The following is an 18,884-nucleotide window of genomic DNA, read 5'->3' on the forward strand; positions in this document are numbered from 1 at the left end:
ATGGTCGCTGTTGGCCTTTGGAGTTTTGCATCTTCGAGTTTTGCTCTGGATTTGGTTGAAGCTTATGAGCGCGCAAAACAAAATGACCCGACGTGGCAAGCCAATCAACAACAATATGAAGCAGATCAACTGAACTTAGGCTTAGCAACAGGGGCATTATTACCCACTGTCACATTGTCTGGAAACATTACCCGTAATCGACAAACTGTAAAACGTTCAAACTTTCCGGGTGTTGATCAAGAAGGCCTGTCAGATGCTTTGGTAAGTAATACATCAACGACTCGACAAGCCACTCTCACTGCGCGTCAGCCATTATTTCGAATGGATGCTTGGGAAGGTTATAAGCAAGTTAAAACTTCGGTTGCCTTAAGTGAAATTACCTTAAGACTGCAAAAACAAGATCATGTTTTAAATGTGGCAGAAGCCTATTTTAATGTGTTGCGTCAGCAGGCACTGAGTGTTGCATACTTACAAGAAGAAAAGGCTTTGCTTGAACAGCTCAATATGATGAATGCCAAACTCAAAGAAGGGTTGGTGGCACGTAGTGATGTAAGTGAAGCAAATGCTCAATATCAAAATGCCAGAGCCAATCGTATTTCAACCAATGTTCAATTACTTTTAGCCCAAGAGCAGCTTTCTGAATATATTGGTTCTTATCAAGATAAACTCGCTGTACTGCGCAGTGATTTTAATTTTCAAAAGCCTTATCCGGCAGAACTTAATGACTGGCTTTCTTTGGCCCAGCAAAAAAACTTAAAGATCCAGCAAGCCCGTTTACAGCAAAAATATAGTGAAGATCAGCGCCGTGTCGAAAAGGCAGCGCTTTATCCTCAAATAGATGCCGTAGCAAGTTATGGCTATACTAAACAAACACCAGAGACACTCATTTCGACTGACGGAAAATTTGATCAGGTCGGGGTAGAAATGAACTGGAATCTATTTAATGGTGGACGGACCCGAACATCAATTAAAAAAGCCACTGTAGAAGTCAGTAAAGCGCAGGCACAACTTGATGCAGCCATTCGCCGTGCCAATGTCGATGTGAAAAGTGCCTTTATGCAGGTAGACACGGATCAAGCCAAACTTGAAGCAAGAAAGGCTGCAATGGATTCCTCTTCTTTAGTTTCTCAAGCTTCAAAAGCGAGTTATAACGAAGGCTTAAAAAGTATGGTTGATGTTTTATTGGCGCAGCGTAATGCTTTTTCTGCAAAACAGGATTATCTTAATGCTCAGTATGACTATTTATTGAATGTGCTTCGTTTAAAAGCTGCGGTAGGCCAGTTAGGTGAAAAGGATCTGGTTGAGCTTAATAGCTGGTTAACTTATCAGTAATTAAATGCTTTTATCTGAAATTTAATTTTGTCATAAAAACTTAATGATTGCTGTGTTTTAATGCTCAATCATTTTATTCCCGCGCCATCATGTTGGAGGCTTCCCTTGAGTCCGAGTAATCCGGTGTTAAGCCATCATATTTCTTCTCAATTTAATGAAGATTTGCAAGATGTAAACACAAAGTTTATGACCATGGGTGGCTTGGTCGAACAGCAGGTTGCAAATGCAATCCATTCTTTACTTGATACTGACGCAAATTTAGCGATTGATGTTCAATTTAAAGATAATGCAGTCAATCAATATGAACGTGATATTGATGAAGGCTTAACGTTGATTTTGGCGCGTCGTCATCCGGCAGCGATTGATTTGCGTATGGTTATTGCCATGAGCAAAGCCAATACTGACCTTGAGCGTATTGGTGATGAAGCAGCAAAAATCGCCCGTATTGCACAAAACCTGTGTGAAGAGGGCGGGTCACCGCGTGGCTACATGGAAACACGTCATATTGGTAACCAAGTTCGTGTCATGATTCATGATGCACTTGACGCTTTTGCACGTTTAGATGCAGATCAAGCTTTACGTGTACTTTTAGCGGATGCTGACATTGACCGTGAATATCAATCAGCAACACGTACGTTAATGACCTATATGATTGAAGACCCGCGCCATATTGCTCGTGTGATTAATGTCATGTGGGTTTTACGTTCATTAGAGCGTATTGGCGATCATGCACGTAACATTGCTGAGCAAGTGATTTATATGGCGAAAGGCTTTGATGCTCGTCATACCAAAATTGAAGAAATTGAAGCCAAAGTCCACGAAAAGTAATCTTGAGCTGAAATATTTAAAGGCCTTGTTTAAAACAAGGCTTTTTTGTTTTTACAAAATAATAGATAAAAAAATGTCCCGAACTTTGGGGGGAAGTTCAGGACAGAAAATCAAGTGCATAAACACGACAGGGATCGTGTTCTTCTTGCTATAGAGTGATATTAAGTTCTTCGCTTTTTGATGTCATGTAGAGTCCTGTGCGCTCTATGTAAGGCTTTTTATGTTTGTGTAAGTTTCACGTAAAAAAAGGCGGATCTATGTATATAGACCCGCCTTTTTAATGATGAGTAAGCTAAAACAAACCGATTATTCTGGTTTCCAGCCTTCAGCTTTTTCTACGCTTTCATCATTATTGAAGAATTTCTCACGTTGTTCTTCAAGGAATTTTTTCGCTTCTGGTTCAAACACGTTTAAACGCTTTTCATTAATGAGCGTAGTTTGATGCTGTAACCATTCTTGCCATGCTTGTTTAGAAACATTTTCAAAAAAATCTTGACCTTTAGCACCTGGGAAAGGAGCGAAGTCTAAACCTTCCATTTCCTTTTGATATTTACGGCAAAATACTTGGCGACTCATGTTTTATCCTTAAGCGTATAACTGTTCTAAACGTGTATGGGCACGCGCAATTGCAGCTTCAACCTGTTTTGGAGAAGTTCCACCAATATGATCACGTGCATTTACAGAAGCTTCTAAAGTTAAGGCTTTATCAAATACATCTGCTGTAATTAAGTCAGAGAATTGCTGTAATTGCTCAAGTGTGAGTTCAGATAAATCTTTTTCTTCTGCAACACCTAATGCTACTGCTTTACCTACAATTTCATGCGCATCACGGAACGCAACGCCTTTTTTCACTAAGTAGTCAGCAAGGTCAGTTGCAGTTGAGAATCCACGAAGAGCAGCTTCACGCATGATTTCAATATTTGGAACCAATGCAGGAATCATGTCTGCAAATGCCATGAGTGAACCACGAACCGTATCGATTGCATCAAATAAAGGTTCTTTGTCTTCTTGGTTATCTTTGTTGTATGCCAATGGTTGACCTTTCATGAGCGTAAGTAAGCTAATTAAGTCACCAAATACACGGCCAGATTTACCACGAATAAGTTCTGGAACATCCGGATTTTTCTTCTGTGGCATGATTGAAGAACCAGTACAGAAGCGGTCAGGAATATTCACAAATTTGAACTGTGCAGAAGTCCAAAGAATGAGCTCTTCTGACATACGTGATAAATGCATCATGATGAGTGCAGCCGCCGCATTAAATTCGATGGCAAAGTCACGGTCAGATACAGCATCAAGAGAGTTTTCAGATACAGCTTCAAAACCTAAAAGTTCTGCTGTATATGCGCGGTCAATCGGATAAGTTGTACCAGCAAGAGCAGCTGAACCAAGTGGCATGCGGTTAACACGTTTACGGCAGTCTTGAAGACGTTCAGTGTCACGTACTAACATTTCAAACCATGCTAACAAGTGATGACCAAAAGTCACAGGCTGAGCAGTTTGTAGGTGTGTAAAGCCCGGCATAATTGTATTTACATTTTTGGCAGCCAAGCCTAACAAGCCTTTTTGTAAACGTTCTAATAATTTTAAAATATCATCAATTTCGTCGCGCAGGTAAAGACGAATATCAGTTGCAACCTGATCGTTACGGCTACGGCCTGTGTGTAATTTTTTACCTGTAATGCCAATACGTTGAGTCAAACGTGATTCAATGTTCATGTGAACATCTTCAAGATCGATGCGCCACTCAAAGTTTCCAGCCTCAATTTCTGAGCGAATGGTGCTTAAACCTTCAATAATGTCATCGCGTTCTGCTTCTGTGAGTACGCCAACTTTCGCAAGCATGGTAGCATGCGCAATCGAACCAGCGATGTCTTGCTTATAAAAACGTTGGTCAAACTGAACAGAGGCGGTAAATTCGGCTACAAAAGCGTCCGTCGCTTCAGAAAAACGACCACCCCACATACCTGAGGTTTGGTCTGGGGTTACTGAATTAGGGGGATTTGAAGATGTGGTCATGGTGGCTCAGTAAAATAAAAAAGAGTATATCACTTGCCGAAGCTCAACAAACAAAGTTGTTTCCTACAGCATACCGAAATCAAAATTCCTCCTATTTTTTTACGAAAAGCGGGCGTTGGCAACACTTATTCGAATTAATTATCGCAAGTAATGTTTTGGCACTGGTCTTGGCATTGGCTGAAGCGCAGTCTTGGCAAGCCTTAAGCGGGGGAAGGCTTTTTCAATACATCATTTTTATTAACTGGGTAATATTGTCCTTTTTTGCATTGGTTGAACGCTTTCAAGGTTTTTTTAGCAGCTTGCGTCAAGAATTTGCTTTGGCTATTGGTTTTGTCATGCTGCAAGGTATTGTTGTTTTGACCACCTTAATGAGTAATTTTTTTCAGTTTGGTCTTTTAAATAAACATGCTTCTTTAACGCAGGGCTGGAGTGTTTATTTTACCAATGTACCTTTATATCTAAGCTATGGAATATTACTCGGGGCTTTCTGCTTACGTTATTTATATGTCAGGGAACAATGGTTGCATCAGCAATATGCCGAATTAAATGCCCGTATTCAGGCCATGCAAGCACGAATTCACCCTCACTTCTTATTTAATAGTTTAAATAATGTGGTGAGTTTAATTGCGATAGATCCAGATAAAGCAGAAAGCATGCTCATCAGTTTGTCGCGGTTATTTCGCGCGAGTTTCCAAGAATTAAAATTGGTGAGTCTGCATGAAGAAATCGAGCTGAGTAAACAATATTTAATGATTGAACAGGTCCGTTTGGGGGAGCGTTTAAAAGTAGATTGGAAGATCGAGCTTTCATCTGTGCAATTAAAACAGATCACTATTCCTTTATTGACATTACAACCCTTGTTAGAGAATAGTATTTTTCATGGGGTAGAACCAATGATGGGTAAAGCAACCATAGGGGTATTGGTTGAAATATTGCAAAATCAGGTCAGTATAGTCATTACCAACCCATATACAGACGATACAATAAATTCACGGAAAGGGCATGGAATCGCTCTTGAAAATGTTAAGCAGCGCCTGAAAGCGTATTATGGGAACACCGTTAGATTTCAGGTTTATAAAGGTGAAGCTTTATATACCACTATTATGAGCTATCAATATCAAACAAAATAATAAGTCAGTCAGAGTTAACCATAAAAAAATGGACCAAGTTAACGGTGACAAGGAGGATGAATGAAGGTGCTAATTTGTGATGATGAACCACTTGCAGTGGAGCGTTTATCACGTTTAGTTTCAAAGATGGGACATGAGGTTGTATCAACGGCTCATCATGGACAGGAGGCCTTGGAACAGGCACGGCTTCATCAACCGGATGTAATCTTACTTGATATTCAAATGCCAGGTATGAATGGGCTTGTCTGTGCAGAACAGTTAAGTCAGCTAAATCCTCGACCTGCGATTGTATTTTGTACCGCCTACGATCAGCACGCATTGGAAGCTTTTAAAGCTCAGGCTCAAGCATATCTTCTTAAACCGATTGATCCGGTTGAACTTGAGCAAGCTTTAAACCAGCTAACCCAACTTACTCAAGCACAGCTCAATGCATTACCGAATTCTGAGCTTTTACAAGATTTAAAAACACAGCGTCATCAAATTGCCGCAAAAACCTATCGCGGGGTTGAACTGATTCCTGTTGAAAATATCTATTACTTTTTAGCAGATCAGAAATATGTCACTGTGAGACATAAAAATGGCAGTGTATTAATAGATGAAACATTAAAAGAGCTTGAAACCGAATTCGCAGATCAGTTTATTCGTATTCATCGAAATGCATTGGTTGCAGTTGCATATTTAGATGGGCTGGAACTGATCAGTTCGGGGCAATATCAGGTTAGATTACGAGGCCTTGATGAAAGACTTTCAGTGAGCCGTCGACATTTGTCTACGCTTAGAGAGCGAATTCATCAGCTCTAAATTTAAAAGAGTTATCTTGGACTTGCGAGATTTTACTTGCAATTTTAAGGGATCAAGTTAAGTTTAGGGTGTATTGTTTGATCAGCCCATGCTTGAATTTATGAAAACCTTGAAAATTGCTACACGACAAAGCCCACTTGCTCTTTGGCAGGCAGAACATATTCGTGCCCGTTTAGAGGAGCTTCACCCTGATTTAACGGTGGAATTGGTTAAATTTGTCACGCAGGGCGATAAAATTTTAGATACGCCTTTAGCAAAAATTGGGGGTAAAGGGCTGTTCGTTAAAGAGTTAGAGGCAGCACTTTTAGATGGGCGTGCAGACTTAGCTGTACATTCAATGAAAGATGTCCCAATGGCTTTGCCTGAAGGTTTAACTTTAGCAGTGATTTGTGAGCGTGAAGATCCGTTAGATGCTTTCGTTTCAAATCGGTTTGAAACATTCGCTGATTTACCTCAAGGTGCAAAAGTCGGTACATCAAGCTTGCGTCGAAAATCTCAGATTTTAAAACAACGTCCTGATTTGCAAATTATTGACTTGCGTGGAAATGTTGGCACACGTTTGGCGAAGCTAGATGAAGGTCAATACGATGCGATTATTCTGGCCAGTGCTGGTTTGAAGCGTTTAGGTTTGTCAGAACGTATCCGTCATTGTTTGACACCAGATATTAGTTTGCCTGCTGTGGGACAAGGTGCATTGGGTTTAGAGTGCCGTGCAGTTGACCAAGATGTATTGGCTTTAATTCAACCTTTATTACACGAAGAAACTGATGTTTGTGTACGTGCTGAACGTGCATTTAATGCCTATCTTGAAGGCGGTTGTCAGGTCCCAATTGCAGGTTATGCCACACTGCAAAATGGTCAAATCCATATCGAAGGTCGTGTTGGAAGCCCTGATGGCCAAACATTATTACGTGCTGAACTGACAGATGAAGCCAGCAATGCTCATCAATTGGGCGAAAACCTTGCTCGAAACTTACTTGATCAAGGTGCTGGCGAGCTATTAAAGGCCCTCTACTAAACCATGCTGTTTATTAATACTCGACCTGATTCGCGTGCAGCTGAATTAACAGAAGCTTTGCAAAATGAAGGTTATCAGGTTGAGTCTTTACCTCTTTTAGAGCTCGTTGCTACCCCCTTTTCCGAACACTTACTTCAGCTTTACCAACAATTAGTTAAGGCGCAAGCTATTGTTGTCGTCAGCCCAACTGCTGTTGAATTGGGTATGGAGTATTTAGTAAAAAGCGGTTTAAAAATTAGCGACTTAAAAAATATTCAGTGGATTGCGGTAGGGCAAGCAACAGCCAATTGTCTAAACAAATATGGAATAGAAGCACATATCCCAGATGTTGAAACTTCTGAGGGAATGTTGAACCTACCTATTCTGCACAATATGCAACAGACGGGTAGTGTGGCTTTTTGGCGGGGAAAAGGTGGACGCCAATTTATGATGGAGACTTTGCAACAACAAGGAATTCAGATTTTAAATTTTGTTCTATATCATCGGCAGTGCCCAGAAGCTTCATATTCTACATTCAAACATCTGACACAGAATTCAAATTATAATTTAAATAAATGGCTCGTCTTAATTACCAGTGAAGCGAGCTGGAAATATTGGTTAGAGCTTTGTTCAAAAAATAATGTACAACCTGATGGTGTATATCTGGTTTTAGGACCTCGTCTTTTTCAAATTGTTAAAGAGTATCGCGATCAGCAACAGACTCATTTTCACATTATTCAACTTGAAAATTTATCGCCTTCGGGGATGATTCATCACATTCAGGCATTATAAGGATTCGTATGAGAAAACTTGTTTCTATCATCATTTTACTGGGCGTAGCTTGGTTGGCTAAGCTCAGTTACGATATGTGGCAAATTTCTCGTACTGTTCCCGAGCTTAAACAAAGTCTGCTGCAATCAGAACAGCACTATGCCAATTTAAATGATCAATTGGTTGCTTTACAGCGACAGTTGCAGAATCAACCCGTAAGTACAGGGAATAAAGCGAGTTCAGTAGTTCAACCAAATGCTCTACCGACAGGTATTGCACCTACAGTTTTAATTAAACAAAAGTTAGATTTAATTCAATTTGCGATTGATCAGCAGCAGTTGATTTATGCAGTTGATCAATTAAATCAGTTACAGCAATCGCTCGTACACTATGAAATTGCTCCTGCATTGCAGCATAGCTTGAATCAATCGCTCGAGCAGGATAAGCAGGCAGTTCAACAGTTTACTTTGGCTCAAAATCAACGCCATCAATTAATCGATGATTTATTACAGAACATTGATAAGAATATTCAACAAGCCTTAGCCCAGCCTAAACTTGAAATGGATCAATCCGAGACTGTGTCTTGGTGGAAAAAGTGGTTCCGTATAGAAAAAGTAGAAACGCCGTCTATTAATTTAATGAGTCGAAGCGTTGTGCTTAAAGAAGTGCAATTAAGATTGTTGATTGCCGAACAGGCACTCAATCAAGGAAAAATGACTGAGTATCAAAATGAGTTGCAATCTGTGATGCAAAAGTTAGATGAAATGCCTGATGCAACCAGTCAGCAGTTAAAAAAACGTATTGCTAAAGTGGCACATTTATCTATCGTGCCTGTTCCTAAACTCTCTACACTTGGGCTAATCGGCTCATAAGGAGGATATATGAAACACCTCCTGTGGGTTTATTTCGTAATCAGCTTAATACTCTTTGCAGCCCTAGCTTTATTTAGTTATGGCTATGGAATGGGGTATGTCTATATTTACTGGCGACAATTGCAGCTGCAAACAAATGTCTGGGGATTAACTCTTACTTTTGTAGTGATGAGTTTTATTGCTCAACTCTTGTGGCTGTGGATTAAACGTTATTCATCTCGTGAACAAAGAAAAAGTGAAAATATCTTCCAGTTTAAAAACCTTCATCCCTATGAACAATTAGGTATTGTTTGGTTATTAGAAGCGGCAGAAGATCAACGTGTATTTATTGAACGTGTTTTTACTCAATCAGGGCTTTTAAAAAATATTATTGATGCCAAGTTTCTGGTTTTAAGTGGGGACTATCCAAAAGCATTGGCTGCTCTCGATCAATCACCACCGATGGCATTTGAATTGGCAGAGTTACAACGAATTGAAATCTTTTTAGCCGAAAATGAAGCCGATCGTGCATTAACTCATCTCGAGTTTTTATACCAACATCAGTTATCACCGTGGTTACAAGAAATAGAAACTGCTTACCAGCAAAGATTAACGGCTTTATGGGGGCAATTAGCGCTGCAACATCCATGGGTATATTTACGTTCCATGAAATACGGTTTGCTAGATGCAGAACACCGTGATTTATGGTTGCAGCAGCTTCTTCAGCAATTTGACCAAGCCTCTATCGATGACTTACATGCCTTGCAGCAACGTTATTTAGATTTAGAGTCTGAAATTCAAACTCGACCTTATAGCAGTAAGTTGTTATGGCTAAAACTATTAGCACGTATGCCAGATATGAGCATGCAGCATGCGGCCTTAACACTACATTTGTTAAAAGAGCAGTTTGACCCAGAAGTGTTTTATCTATGGTTTCAGCAGCAGTTGCTTAAACAAGTTCCAGACTATGCCGATGTTGAAGAAAAAATTATTCAATTTGAAAATCAATATATGAATTTGCCAGTTTTAACCTTTGCAAAATGGCATGTCTATATGGCAACTGGACGTCAAACAGAAGCTGAAACATTATTATCATTATATCCAGATAATATTTTAATGAGCTATTTACGTATTAAGTCTACGCTTAAAGAAGATGACGTGTTAATCAAGCAGTTAAATCTAATCTTTGAAAATGATGCAAATTTTTTAAAGTTTAAAATATGAGGTAAAAATGAAAGAACTGTCTGTCTACCCAGTAATATATGAACAGAAAGTAGCGTGGGGAGATATGGACGCTTTTGGTCATGTCAATAATGTACAGTATTATCGATATATTGAAAGCTCACGTATTTTATATATGGAAGCAATCAATATATTAACCCCACATTTATATACCGTTGTTGCTTCAAGTCAGTGTAAATATTTAAAGCCTGTTTTTTATCCTGACGTATTGAAAGTTGGTGTTCGCGTGGAAGAGCTCCGTAATAGCGCATTCCGTATGGCTTATATATTGTGGAGTGAAACCCAACAACAAATAGTCGCTACTGGTGAAGCTGTTATGGTATGCGTTGATAAATTAACAGAACGAAAATGTGAAATACCACAGGAAATAAAACAAAAAATTATTGAGCTAGAAAAATCAGTTGGGCATGACTTAATACATTTATCTTAAATAAATATTAATAAAATATATTTCATTTATAATTGGTAATGTAATTAAAAGGTAATTTTTTTGGTTATTCTGATGAACACGGCTTTCAAACTATTGCTTATTGAATAGATTATAAATAATATTGGTCTTGATTTTATGTTTTTAAATTTTGTCTGTATTATTTTGAATTGTCTGTAAGACTGGAGTATTTATTAATGAAACCGGATATCAGTGAATTATCTGTTGAAGAGTTAAAACGCTTACAAGAAGAAGCAGAAGCTTTAATTGCAAGTAAAAAAGATCAAGCAATCGAAGATGCTTATAATCAAATTATCGAGATTGCTGAAAATGTAGGTTTCAGTGTTGAACAACTTCTTGAGTTTGGTGCTCAAAAACGTAAGAAAACAACTCGTAAATCTGTTGAGCCTCGTTACCGCAACAAAAACAATGCTGAAGAGACTTGGACTGGTCGCGGTAAACAACCACGCTGGTTAGTTGCTGAAATTGAAAAAGGCGCAAAACTTGAAGATTTCTTAATCTAATCAAATTGCCATTTTTTAAAGCCAAGCAAATTTGCTTGGCTTTTTTATTGATAAAAATATCTCAAAATTTTGCTATAAATATTATTTAAAAAATTGAGTGTTTAAATTGCTCTTTAAATGAATTGTTGAGATCAAATGTGCATTTAGTTCATTGAGCGTCAAGTTTTCATGATTTTGTCATACGTTCAACTTATAGTCTCAATACCGAAGCCAAGCCCCATTGCTTGGTTTTTTTATATGAAGTGAATTGGCGATGTTGAAAAAGTATGCATAATGTCAGACTAGGGAGCTACTCTCAAAATAAGGACGATAATTTGCATGTTGGTAAGGCTGAATGAAGAAAAAGTCTAAGCAATGGAAGTGGTGGTTTTTTGCCCTCATTGCATTTTTAATTTTTATTATTTTACAGATCCCGGCGACGTGGCTTATTTCTAAATTTTCAAAGAATAATCAAACTCTACACAATGTAAGTGGAAATATCTGGCAAGGCCAAGCAGATTGGCGGCGTGGTACTTTGAGAGGCTCGATTCATTGGAAAACTAGACCTCTAGACCTGTTTTTATTAAGGTTCGCTGCTGATGTAGATATCCATAGTGGAAATACCCAATTAGCTGGGGTAATGGGCTATGGTGTGGGGAAAAAAGTAATTGTAAAGGCTATGAATGGTCAGGTTGCACCTGAAACATTAAAACAAATTGTGAATTGGCAATGGCCTGCGAACAGCATCCAGCTGAAAGATATTGAGTTTAATTATAAGAAAGAGCAGGGGTTCGCAGCAGTTGATGGTCAATTACATTGGGGTGGTGGTGCTTTAATTTATAATATTGGTGATCGTCAAGACCGTATGAATATGCCTTCTTTAAATGGGCAATTAACGGATCAAAATGGACAATTACAAGTTGATATACGTGATCAACGCAGTCAAAAAATGGCGAATCTCTTATTAGATGCCAACATGATGCTTGATGTACAGCTTACCCAAAGGTTATTACTTAATATTCCATCTTATGATGGAAAAGCTGGTTTAGATACGTTTGTCATTAGTTCTCGTCAACCCTTAATACAAGGGGGTAACTAATGAAAGTATGGATTGAAAAATTACAGCAATTACAGTGGCAAAAATTAGATCGGTTAAGTGTAGTTGTATTTGCCTTTTTGGTTTTATGGTTGTGTTGGAAATTAGCTTCATTATTTTGGTGGGTAATTGCCCCTCCTCAAATGATGCAGTTTGATCGAGTCGAGTTAGGATCACAGCAGCCGCAAATTCCTAACATTAGTACTTTTTCGCTTTTTAATGAACCTTCAGCCAATGCGGCTCAGGAAAATGTCAACCTAGAATTACAAGGCGTAATGCTGGGCTATCCGAACCGTTTTTCTTCGGCTGTTATTAAGCTAGATAATATTGCTGACCGATATCGTGTAGGAGAAACAATAGGTTCTACCTCTTATCAGTTAGCAGAAGTTTATTGGGATCACGTGATATTGCGTCAAGGTAATGGAAGTACTCGTGAACTCCAATTTAAAGGTTTGCCAAACGGTTTATATCAACCTATGACGCCAGATGCTTCACAGCCAACTGCTACTGCGCCTCAGTCATCGGCACCTGTTAATACGACTCAAGAGGCGTTAGGGCAGGCTATTCAGCAAATGCAAGGCAACCGTGAACAATATCTGCGTGACATGGGCGTTAGTGGGAACTCTGGTGAAGGTTTTGAAGTTACAGAACGTACACCCACTGCGCTTCGAAATAAGTTAGGTTTAAGGCCGGGTGATCGGATTGTTTCTTTAAACGGTCAAACGGTTGGGCAGGGACAAACGGATGTGCAGTTGCTTGAACAGGCTCGTCGAGCTGGGCAAGTGAAAATAGAAATAAAACGTGGTGATCAAGTGATGACCATACAACAAAATTTTTAGTGATAACACGTCACCATAAGAGTTAGGAATTATCGCAAGTTATGGCTTTATTGAATCATCAACGTCCACTTTGGGCATTACTTGCAGCAGCCCCATTGATTGCGACAGTGAGCAGCAGCGTCTATGCCCAAACATGGAAGATCAATTTACGTGATGCTGACTTAACTGCTTTTATTAATGAAGTGGCAGACATTACGGGTAAAAACTTTGCAGTAGATCCACGAGTGCGTGGTAACGTCACAGTAATATCGAATAAACCCCTCAATAAAAATGAAGTTTACGACCTATTCCTTGGGGTCTTAAATGTGAATGGAGTGGTGGCAATTCCTTCGGGTAACACAATTAAGCTAGTTCCAGATAGCAATGTTAAAAATTCGGGAATTCCTTACGATTCACGAAATAAATTGCGTGGTGATCAGATTGTTACCCGAGTCATTTGGCTTGAAAATACCAATCCTAATGATTTAATTCCAGCACTTCGTCCCTTAATGCCGCAATTTGCACATATGGCTGCAATTGCAGGGACTAATGCACTGATTGTTTCGGACCGTGCGGCAAATATTTATCAACTTGAAAATATTATTCGTAATTTAGATGGTACTGGCCAGAATGATATTGAGGCAATAGGTCTTCAATCGAGCCAAGCGGAAGAAATCATTACTCAACTAGAGGCAATGAGTGCTACGGGAGTATCTAAAGATTTTAATGGTGCACGGATCCGTATTATTGCAGACAATCGAACAAATCGTATTTTAGTTAAGGGTGATCCTGAAACGCGTAAGCGCATTCGCCACATGATTGAAATGCTGGATGTGCCTTCGGCCGACCGTTTAGGTGGTTTAAAAGTTTTTCGATTGAAATATGCAAGTGCAAAAAATTTATCTGAGATTTTGCAAGGCCTCGTAACAGGACAAGCTGTTTCTTCGTCAAATAGTAATAACAGTTCTTCTAATTCATCGAATCCGATCAATAATTTGATGGGTAATAACCAGAATTCTAGTTCAAATACCTCTGGTTCAAATGGTAGCTCAATTTCTACGCCATCTATTAATCTAAACGGTAATTCGAACAATAATAATCAGAACAGTATCTCTAGCTTTAGCCAAAATGGTGTGAGTATTATTGCGGATAATGCCCAAAACTCGTTAGTGGTTAAGGCAGATCCTCAATTAATGCGCGAAATTGAATCTGCTATTCAGCAGCTTGATGTTCGCCGTCAGCAAGTTCTGATTGAAGCTGCAATTATCGAAGTGTCAGGAGATGATGCAGATCAACTTGGTATTCAATGGGCACTAGGTGATTTATCTAGTGGGATTGGTTTGCTGAGCTTTAGTAATGTAGGTGCTAGTTTATCTTCTATTGCTGCTGGTTATTTATCGGGTGGTTCAGCTGGGGCTGCATCAGCTATTGCTGGTGGCGCTAATAAAGGTAATGGGGCAACCTTGGCTCTGGGTAATTTTGAGAATTCTCGTAAGGCTTATGGTGCATTAATTCAAGCACTTAAAACTAATACCAAATCAAATTTGCTTTCGACACCATCCATTGTGACGATGGATAATGAAGAGGCGTATATTGTTGTTGGTCAGAACGTTCCCTTTGTAACAGGATCGGTCACTACAAACAGTACAGGTATTAACCCATACACCACGGTTGAACGTAAAGATGTCGGTGTGACATTAAAAGTCGTTCCACATATCGGTGAAGGCGGTACAGTTCGTCTGGAAGTAGAACAAGAAGTCTCTGCTGTTCAAGACAGTCGTGGACAAGCGGCTGATTTGGTGACAAGTAAACGTGCCATTAAAACTGCTGTTTTGGCTGAGCATGGACAGACAGTAGTGCTTGGTGGTTTGGTGTCGGATGACACGTCACTTTCAAGACAAGGTATACCTGGATTAAGTAGTATTCCCTATGTTGGTCGATTATTCCGCTCAGATAATAGAAGTAATGTAAAACGTAACCTTCTTGTTTTTATCCATCCAACAATTGTGGGTGATGCAAATGATGTGCGCCGTTTGTCTCAGCAGCGCTATAGCCAGCTTTATAGCTTGCAATTGGCTATGGATAAAAACGGCAATTTTGCAAAACTGCCTGAGCAAGTTGATGATGTCTATAATCAAAAGATGACACCACCTAGTATTGCCTCTCAGCCGAAAAACTATCAACAGGTTCCTTCCGGTGGAAAAACCTCGACGGTAACTACACCTGTAGCCGTAGAGCCAGCAGTGCAAAAGCAAACTTTACAGTTACCTGATCCTGAAGTTAATCGTACTAAAAATACAGTAACAACAACGACACTGCGCCCAAGCACAGCACAGTAGTAGCATGTTATGATTGATAAAAAATGAATAGGACATACGCATGACTTGGAAACTACAAGCAATTACTGGTGAAATTACTGGCCAAGAAATTAATGTTGATCGTGATATGTTGGTAGGGCGTCATCAAGATGCCGATGTATTGTTACAAGCTGCTGAAATTTCACGTCGCCATGCTGCATTGCTTCTAAAAGATCAAGCGCTATGGGTGCAAGACCTTAATTCATCGAATGGCACATTTGTAAACGATATTCGTATTGAGCAAGAAAAGCAGTTGCATGATGGTGATATTGTTCAGTTTGCTAGTTTTAAATTTTCTGTATTGGCTCCTGCACAGAAAATCACGGAATTACCTGAAATTGAAGCCGAACCTGTAAATACGACATCCTCCCCAGATTTAAGCGATCAAGGAATGCCGAGCCTTGCAGAGCGCGCTGCAGAAGTCGAAGTTCGTCGCGATGGTATGCCGCAGAATATTTCTATTCCAAAACCTGCACCTATTCCAGAAGGTGTGGATATTAATGCGCAACAGCAAACACTTATCGCTTTTGATGAACCGGTTTCTCGTGTTGCAGAAGAAAAAGAGCAACAGAAGAATGCCTCAGTTGGTTTAATCACTATTATTATTTTAGTAATTTTAGCTGTATTGGCATGGTTATTCTTTAAATAATCCGTTGCTGCTTTTACAATCAAGGCATGCTAAACGCATGCCTTTTTAATTTTGAGTAGAAAAAAGATGTCTGTTGCACAACTAAGTAAGCGCGATTTAATTTTATTTGATCTAGATGGGACGTTGGTTGACTCTGCTGCTGATTTGTATCGGTCTATGAATTTAAGTTTAGAGGCGCTAAGTTGGCCATTGGTAACAGAAGTTCAGATACGAGAATGGGTGGGTAAAGGAGCTTCAAAACTCTGTGAAAGTGTTCTGCTTCATATTTTTGGAAAATTAGATCCTGAACAGCACAAAGTCTTATTACAAAAATTTATTGATATATATAGTGTAGAACTCTGTGTAAATACTCAAATTTATCCTGGTGTAACCGAGTTTTTAAAACATTGTAAAACTTTGAATATACAAATGGCATGCGTTACCAATAAGCCTGTACAACTTGCTCAAGGTTTGCTTGATGCTTTACAGCTCTCTCCATATTTTCAGGTCGTACTTGGTGGGGATAGCTTACCAGAGAGAAAGCCTCATCCATTGCCATTATTGCATTGTATGCAAAGCCTAAAAATATCTGCTTCACAATCATTAATGATTGGCGATTCAAGTAATGATATTGAGGCTGCGCGTCGTGCTGGAATTGATTGTATTGTGGTTAGCTATGGCTATAATCATGGAGAAAATATCTATGATTGCCAACCTCAGCAAGTTGTTGATAGTCTTGCTGAGTTAATTATCTAATGAATGAAATGGAGATCAGAATGAATAAGCGTATGGTTTTTCGATGGCGTGTCTAAACCGAATCTAGAAAAACACACTTTTAAATCGAAACCATATTAGAGAAAATTCATGACAACATTAGCGCAATTTGAGCAACTCAAGGCTGCTGGTTACAACACGATTCCAGTTTATCGCCAACGCTTAGCAGATACAGAAACCCCTTTATCTGTGTTCGCTCGTTTTAAAGACCACACGCAAGCTTATTTATTTGAGTCAGTCGAAGGTGGCGAAAATTGGGCGCGCTATTCTATGATTGGTTTAGGTGAGTCGACGGTTTTCTCATGTAATGCAGGTGTTCTGTCTATACAACATGCTGATGGCTCAATTACACAACAAGATTGCCAAGACCCATTTCAGTATATTCGTGAATTTCAGAAGCAATTTAAAGTGCCATCTGCTGAGCTCTTGCCAAACTTACCGAGTTTTACTGGCGGATTAGTGGGTTATTTAGGCTATGATGCAGTCCGTTATATCGAGCCACGTTTAAAGAATGTTCCTACAGCTGACCCAATTACATTGCCGGATTTATGGTTAATGCTATCAAAGACAGTCATTGTTTTTGATAACCTTAAAGATACTTTATTTCTAATTGTGCATGCGGATACAGAGCAGAGTAATGCTTATGAAGACGCTCAGCAAAAATTAGATCAATTGGAACAGTTGTTAGCTACTCCAGTTAGTTTGCAAGCTAAGCCGCATACACCTCCACATTTTGAATCAATTACTGGTAAAACGAAATTCTTAGAGACAGTCGAAAAAGTTAAAGAATATATACGTGCTGGTGATGTGATGCAGGTTGTTCCGGGGCAGCGTATGGTTTCTGATTTCGATGGGGAGGCTTTACAGGTTTATCGTGCTTTACGTCATTTGAACCCATCGCCTTATTTATTCTTGGTACAAGGGCAAACGATTACTGATAAAAAGCCATTCCATATTGTAGGGTCGTCGCCAGAAATTCTTTCTCGCCTCGAAAATGGTATTGCGACAGTACGTCCGCTTGCAGGTACCAGACCTCGTGGAAAAACTAAAGAAGAAGATATTGCGCTAGAAAAAGATTTGCTTTCTGATGAAAAAGAAATCGCAGAGCATTTAATGTTGATTGATCTTGGTCGAAATGACGTTGGGCGAGTTTCTAAAATAGGGAAGGTCCAAGTAACGGATCAAATGGTGATTGAACGCTATTCACATGTCATGCACATTGTCTCAAATGTGCAAGGCGAAGTTCGTGACGATATCGATGCGCTAGATGTATTTAAAGCAACTTTCCCAGCAGGTACTTTATCGGGTGCACCAAAAATTCGTGCAATGGAAATTATTGATGAAGTTGAGCCTGTGAAAAGAGGTGTGTTTGGTGGGGCAGTGGGATATTTAGGATGGCACGGCGAAATGGATATGTCGATTGCAATCCGTACTTGTGTTATTCGAGATAAAAAGGTCTATGTGCAGGCTGGAGCAGGCCTAGTTGCAGACTCAAATCCTGAATCTGAATGGAATGAAACGCAAATAAAAGCTCGCGCAGTGATCAAAGCGGTTGAATTATCATCAAACGGATTGATTTTATGAGTTTTTAGCGGTTTTTTTTAAAAAACCGCTTGCATCGTTTGGAAGTTTTGCTAAACTGCACACCGTTCCGATACGAAACGTACGAAACACTAAGAAGAGCCGGCATAGCTCAGTTGGTAGAGCAACTGACTTGTAATCAGTAGGTCCACAGTTCGAATCCGTGTGCCGGCACCATCTTAAAGGTGTGTAGTTGTGAAGTAAAGAACAACACTGAAATAAGTGTGATATGGTGAGATTCCCGAGCGGTCAAAGGGGGCGGACTGTAACTCCGCTACGAAAGTTTCGAAGGTTCGAATCCTTCTCTCACCACCATTAACTTCGATTGAAGTGGTATATATACCAACACAGTGCGGGAGTAGCTCAGTTGGTAGAGCGGCAGCCTTCCAAGCTGCATGTCGCGAGTTCGATCCTCGTCTCCCGCTCCATCGAAGGATAATCGCTCTTATAGCTCAGTGGTAGAGCACTCCCTTGGTAAGGGAGAGGTCTCGAGTTCAAATCTCGATAAGAGCTCCAGATACAGTTTAGTAGATTTTCTACAAAGATTTAAAAAGCAGGCTTATTAGTCTGCTTTTCAAGTATTGGGTGTTTGATTTTTTAGGCGATATGTCGATGCTGAGTTTTTGCTCAGAATTGTGTTCGACGTAAACGAGGACTATAAACATGGCTAAGGCTAAGTTTGAACGTAATAAGCCACACGTAAACGTGGGCACAATCGGTCACGTTGAC

Annotated in this window: 18 protein-coding genes, 4 tRNA genes and 1 pseudogene; 21 read left to right on the top strand and 2 right to left on the bottom strand. The window is 39.6% G+C overall.

Going from position 1 to position 18,884, the window contains the following annotated elements; translation table 11 throughout:
* Entirely contained in the window at positions 1–1,332 is a 1,332-nt protein-coding gene (locus tag B806_RS0106055) for a TolC family outer membrane protein (RefSeq protein WP_014208186.1), read from the top strand.
* A 105-nt stretch (positions 1,333–1,437) separates the two neighbouring features.
* Entirely contained in the window at positions 1,438–2,160 is a 723-nt protein-coding gene (phoU, locus tag B806_RS0106060; protein ID WP_000075183.1) for a phosphate signaling complex protein PhoU, read from the top strand.
* Between the two features lie 306 nt (positions 2,161–2,466).
* Here phoU and B806_RS0106065 read toward each other — a convergent pair whose 3' ends face one another.
* Both B806_RS0106065 and argH read right to left on the bottom strand, forming a co-directional pair.
* On the bottom strand, positions 2,467–2,736 hold the full coding sequence (locus B806_RS0106065) for an oxidative damage protection protein (RefSeq protein ID WP_000089995.1): 270 nt from the start codon (positions 2,734–2,736) through the stop codon (positions 2,467–2,469).
* A 9-nt stretch (positions 2,737–2,745) separates the two neighbouring features.
* Positions 2,746–4,179 carry an argininosuccinate lyase gene (gene argH, locus B806_RS0106070; RefSeq protein ID WP_002121138.1) on the bottom strand — a complete coding sequence of 478 codons (1,434 nt, stop codon included), beginning with the start codon at positions 4,177–4,179 and terminating at the stop codon, positions 2,746–2,748.
* Here argH and B806_RS0106075 point away from each other — a divergent pair.
* The 19 genes and pseudogenes from B806_RS0106075 to B806_RS19285 form a co-directional block, all read left to right on the top strand.
* The gene (locus tag B806_RS0106075) at positions 4,170–5,309 is read left to right on the top strand and encodes a histidine kinase (RefSeq protein ID WP_017402755.1); all 1,140 of its coding nucleotides are present in this window, start codon (positions 4,170–4,172) and stop codon (positions 5,307–5,309) included. The genes argH and B806_RS0106075 overlap by 10 nt on opposite strands.
* A gap of 60 nt (positions 5,310–5,369) precedes the next feature.
* Positions 5,370–6,110: a LytTR family DNA-binding domain-containing protein gene (locus tag B806_RS0106080; protein WP_017385879.1), complete on the top strand. Its 741-nt coding sequence runs from the start codon at positions 5,370–5,372 to the stop codon at positions 6,108–6,110.
* Between the two features lie 100 nt (positions 6,111–6,210).
* Complete coding sequence (gene hemC / locus B806_RS0106085; protein WP_193786211.1) at positions 6,211–7,128, top strand: hydroxymethylbilane synthase; 918 nt, start codon at positions 6,211–6,213, stop codon at positions 7,126–7,128.
* Positions 7,129–7,131: 3 nt separating this feature from the next.
* Positions 7,132–7,899 (top strand): uroporphyrinogen-III synthase, encoded by a 768-nt coding sequence (locus B806_RS0106090; protein WP_017385881.1) that lies wholly within the window; start codon positions 7,132–7,134, stop codon positions 7,897–7,899.
* An 8-nt stretch (positions 7,900–7,907) separates the two neighbouring features.
* Complete coding sequence (locus tag B806_RS0106095) at positions 7,908–8,750, top strand: hypothetical protein (RefSeq protein WP_017385882.1); 843 nt, start codon at positions 7,908–7,910, stop codon at positions 8,748–8,750.
* Between the two features lie 9 nt (positions 8,751–8,759).
* Positions 8,760–9,953: a membrane protein gene (locus B806_RS0106100; RefSeq protein WP_017385883.1), complete on the top strand. Its 1,194-nt coding sequence runs from the start codon at positions 8,760–8,762 to the stop codon at positions 9,951–9,953.
* A gap of 7 nt (positions 9,954–9,960) precedes the next feature.
* Positions 9,961–10,401, top strand: a complete 441-nt coding sequence (locus tag B806_RS0106105; RefSeq protein ID WP_002121251.1) for a thioesterase family protein — start codon at positions 9,961–9,963, stop codon at positions 10,399–10,401.
* A gap of 194 nt (positions 10,402–10,595) precedes the next feature.
* Positions 10,596–10,922, top strand: a complete 327-nt coding sequence (locus tag B806_RS0106110; RefSeq protein WP_000801427.1) for an H-NS histone family protein — start codon at positions 10,596–10,598, stop codon at positions 10,920–10,922.
* A 334-nt stretch (positions 10,923–11,256) separates the two neighbouring features.
* Positions 11,257–12,000 (top strand): type II secretion system protein N, encoded by a 744-nt coding sequence (gspN, locus tag B806_RS0106115; protein ID WP_002121195.1) that lies wholly within the window; start codon positions 11,257–11,259, stop codon positions 11,998–12,000.
* Entirely contained in the window at positions 12,000–12,836 is an 837-nt protein-coding gene (locus B806_RS0106120) for a type II secretion system protein N (protein ID WP_005079413.1), read from the top strand. The genes gspN and B806_RS0106120 overlap by 1 nt, the downstream gene beginning before the upstream one ends.
* A gap of 41 nt (positions 12,837–12,877) precedes the next feature.
* A complete protein-coding gene (gene gspD / locus B806_RS0106125) occupies positions 12,878–15,154 on the top strand; it encodes a type II secretion system secretin GspD (RefSeq protein ID WP_017385885.1) in 2,277 nt (758 codons plus the stop codon).
* Between the two features lie 40 nt (positions 15,155–15,194).
* Positions 15,195–15,821 (top strand): FHA domain-containing protein, encoded by a 627-nt coding sequence (locus B806_RS0106130; protein WP_017385886.1) that lies wholly within the window; start codon positions 15,195–15,197, stop codon positions 15,819–15,821.
* Positions 15,822–15,887: 66 nt separating this feature from the next.
* Complete coding sequence (locus B806_RS0106135; RefSeq protein ID WP_005079407.1) at positions 15,888–16,556, top strand: phosphoglycolate phosphatase; 669 nt, start codon at positions 15,888–15,890, stop codon at positions 16,554–16,556.
* Between the two features lie 108 nt (positions 16,557–16,664).
* Positions 16,665–18,158: an anthranilate synthase component I gene (gene trpE / locus B806_RS0106140; protein ID WP_017402756.1), complete on the top strand. Its 1,494-nt coding sequence runs from the start codon at positions 16,665–16,667 to the stop codon at positions 18,156–18,158.
* 98 nt (positions 18,159–18,256) lie between these two features.
* Positions 18,257–18,332: transfer RNA gene (locus B806_RS0106145), tRNA-Thr, on the top strand.
* A 54-nt stretch (positions 18,333–18,386) separates the two neighbouring features.
* Positions 18,387–18,470, top strand: a tRNA-Tyr gene (locus B806_RS0106150).
* 37 nt (positions 18,471–18,507) lie between these two features.
* A tRNA-Gly gene (locus B806_RS0106155) sits at positions 18,508–18,583 on the top strand.
* 13 nt (positions 18,584–18,596) lie between these two features.
* Positions 18,597–18,671: transfer RNA gene (locus tag B806_RS0106160), tRNA-Thr, on the top strand.
* A 147-nt stretch (positions 18,672–18,818) separates the two neighbouring features.
* A pseudogene (locus B806_RS19285) lies at positions 18,819–18,884 on the top strand (elongation factor Tu); the annotation flags it as partial.

It is taken from the genome of Acinetobacter sp. TG2027 (assembly GCF_000302435.1).
In the GTDB taxonomy this organism is placed as follows: Bacteria; Pseudomonadota; Gammaproteobacteria; order Pseudomonadales; family Moraxellaceae; genus Acinetobacter; species Acinetobacter pittii.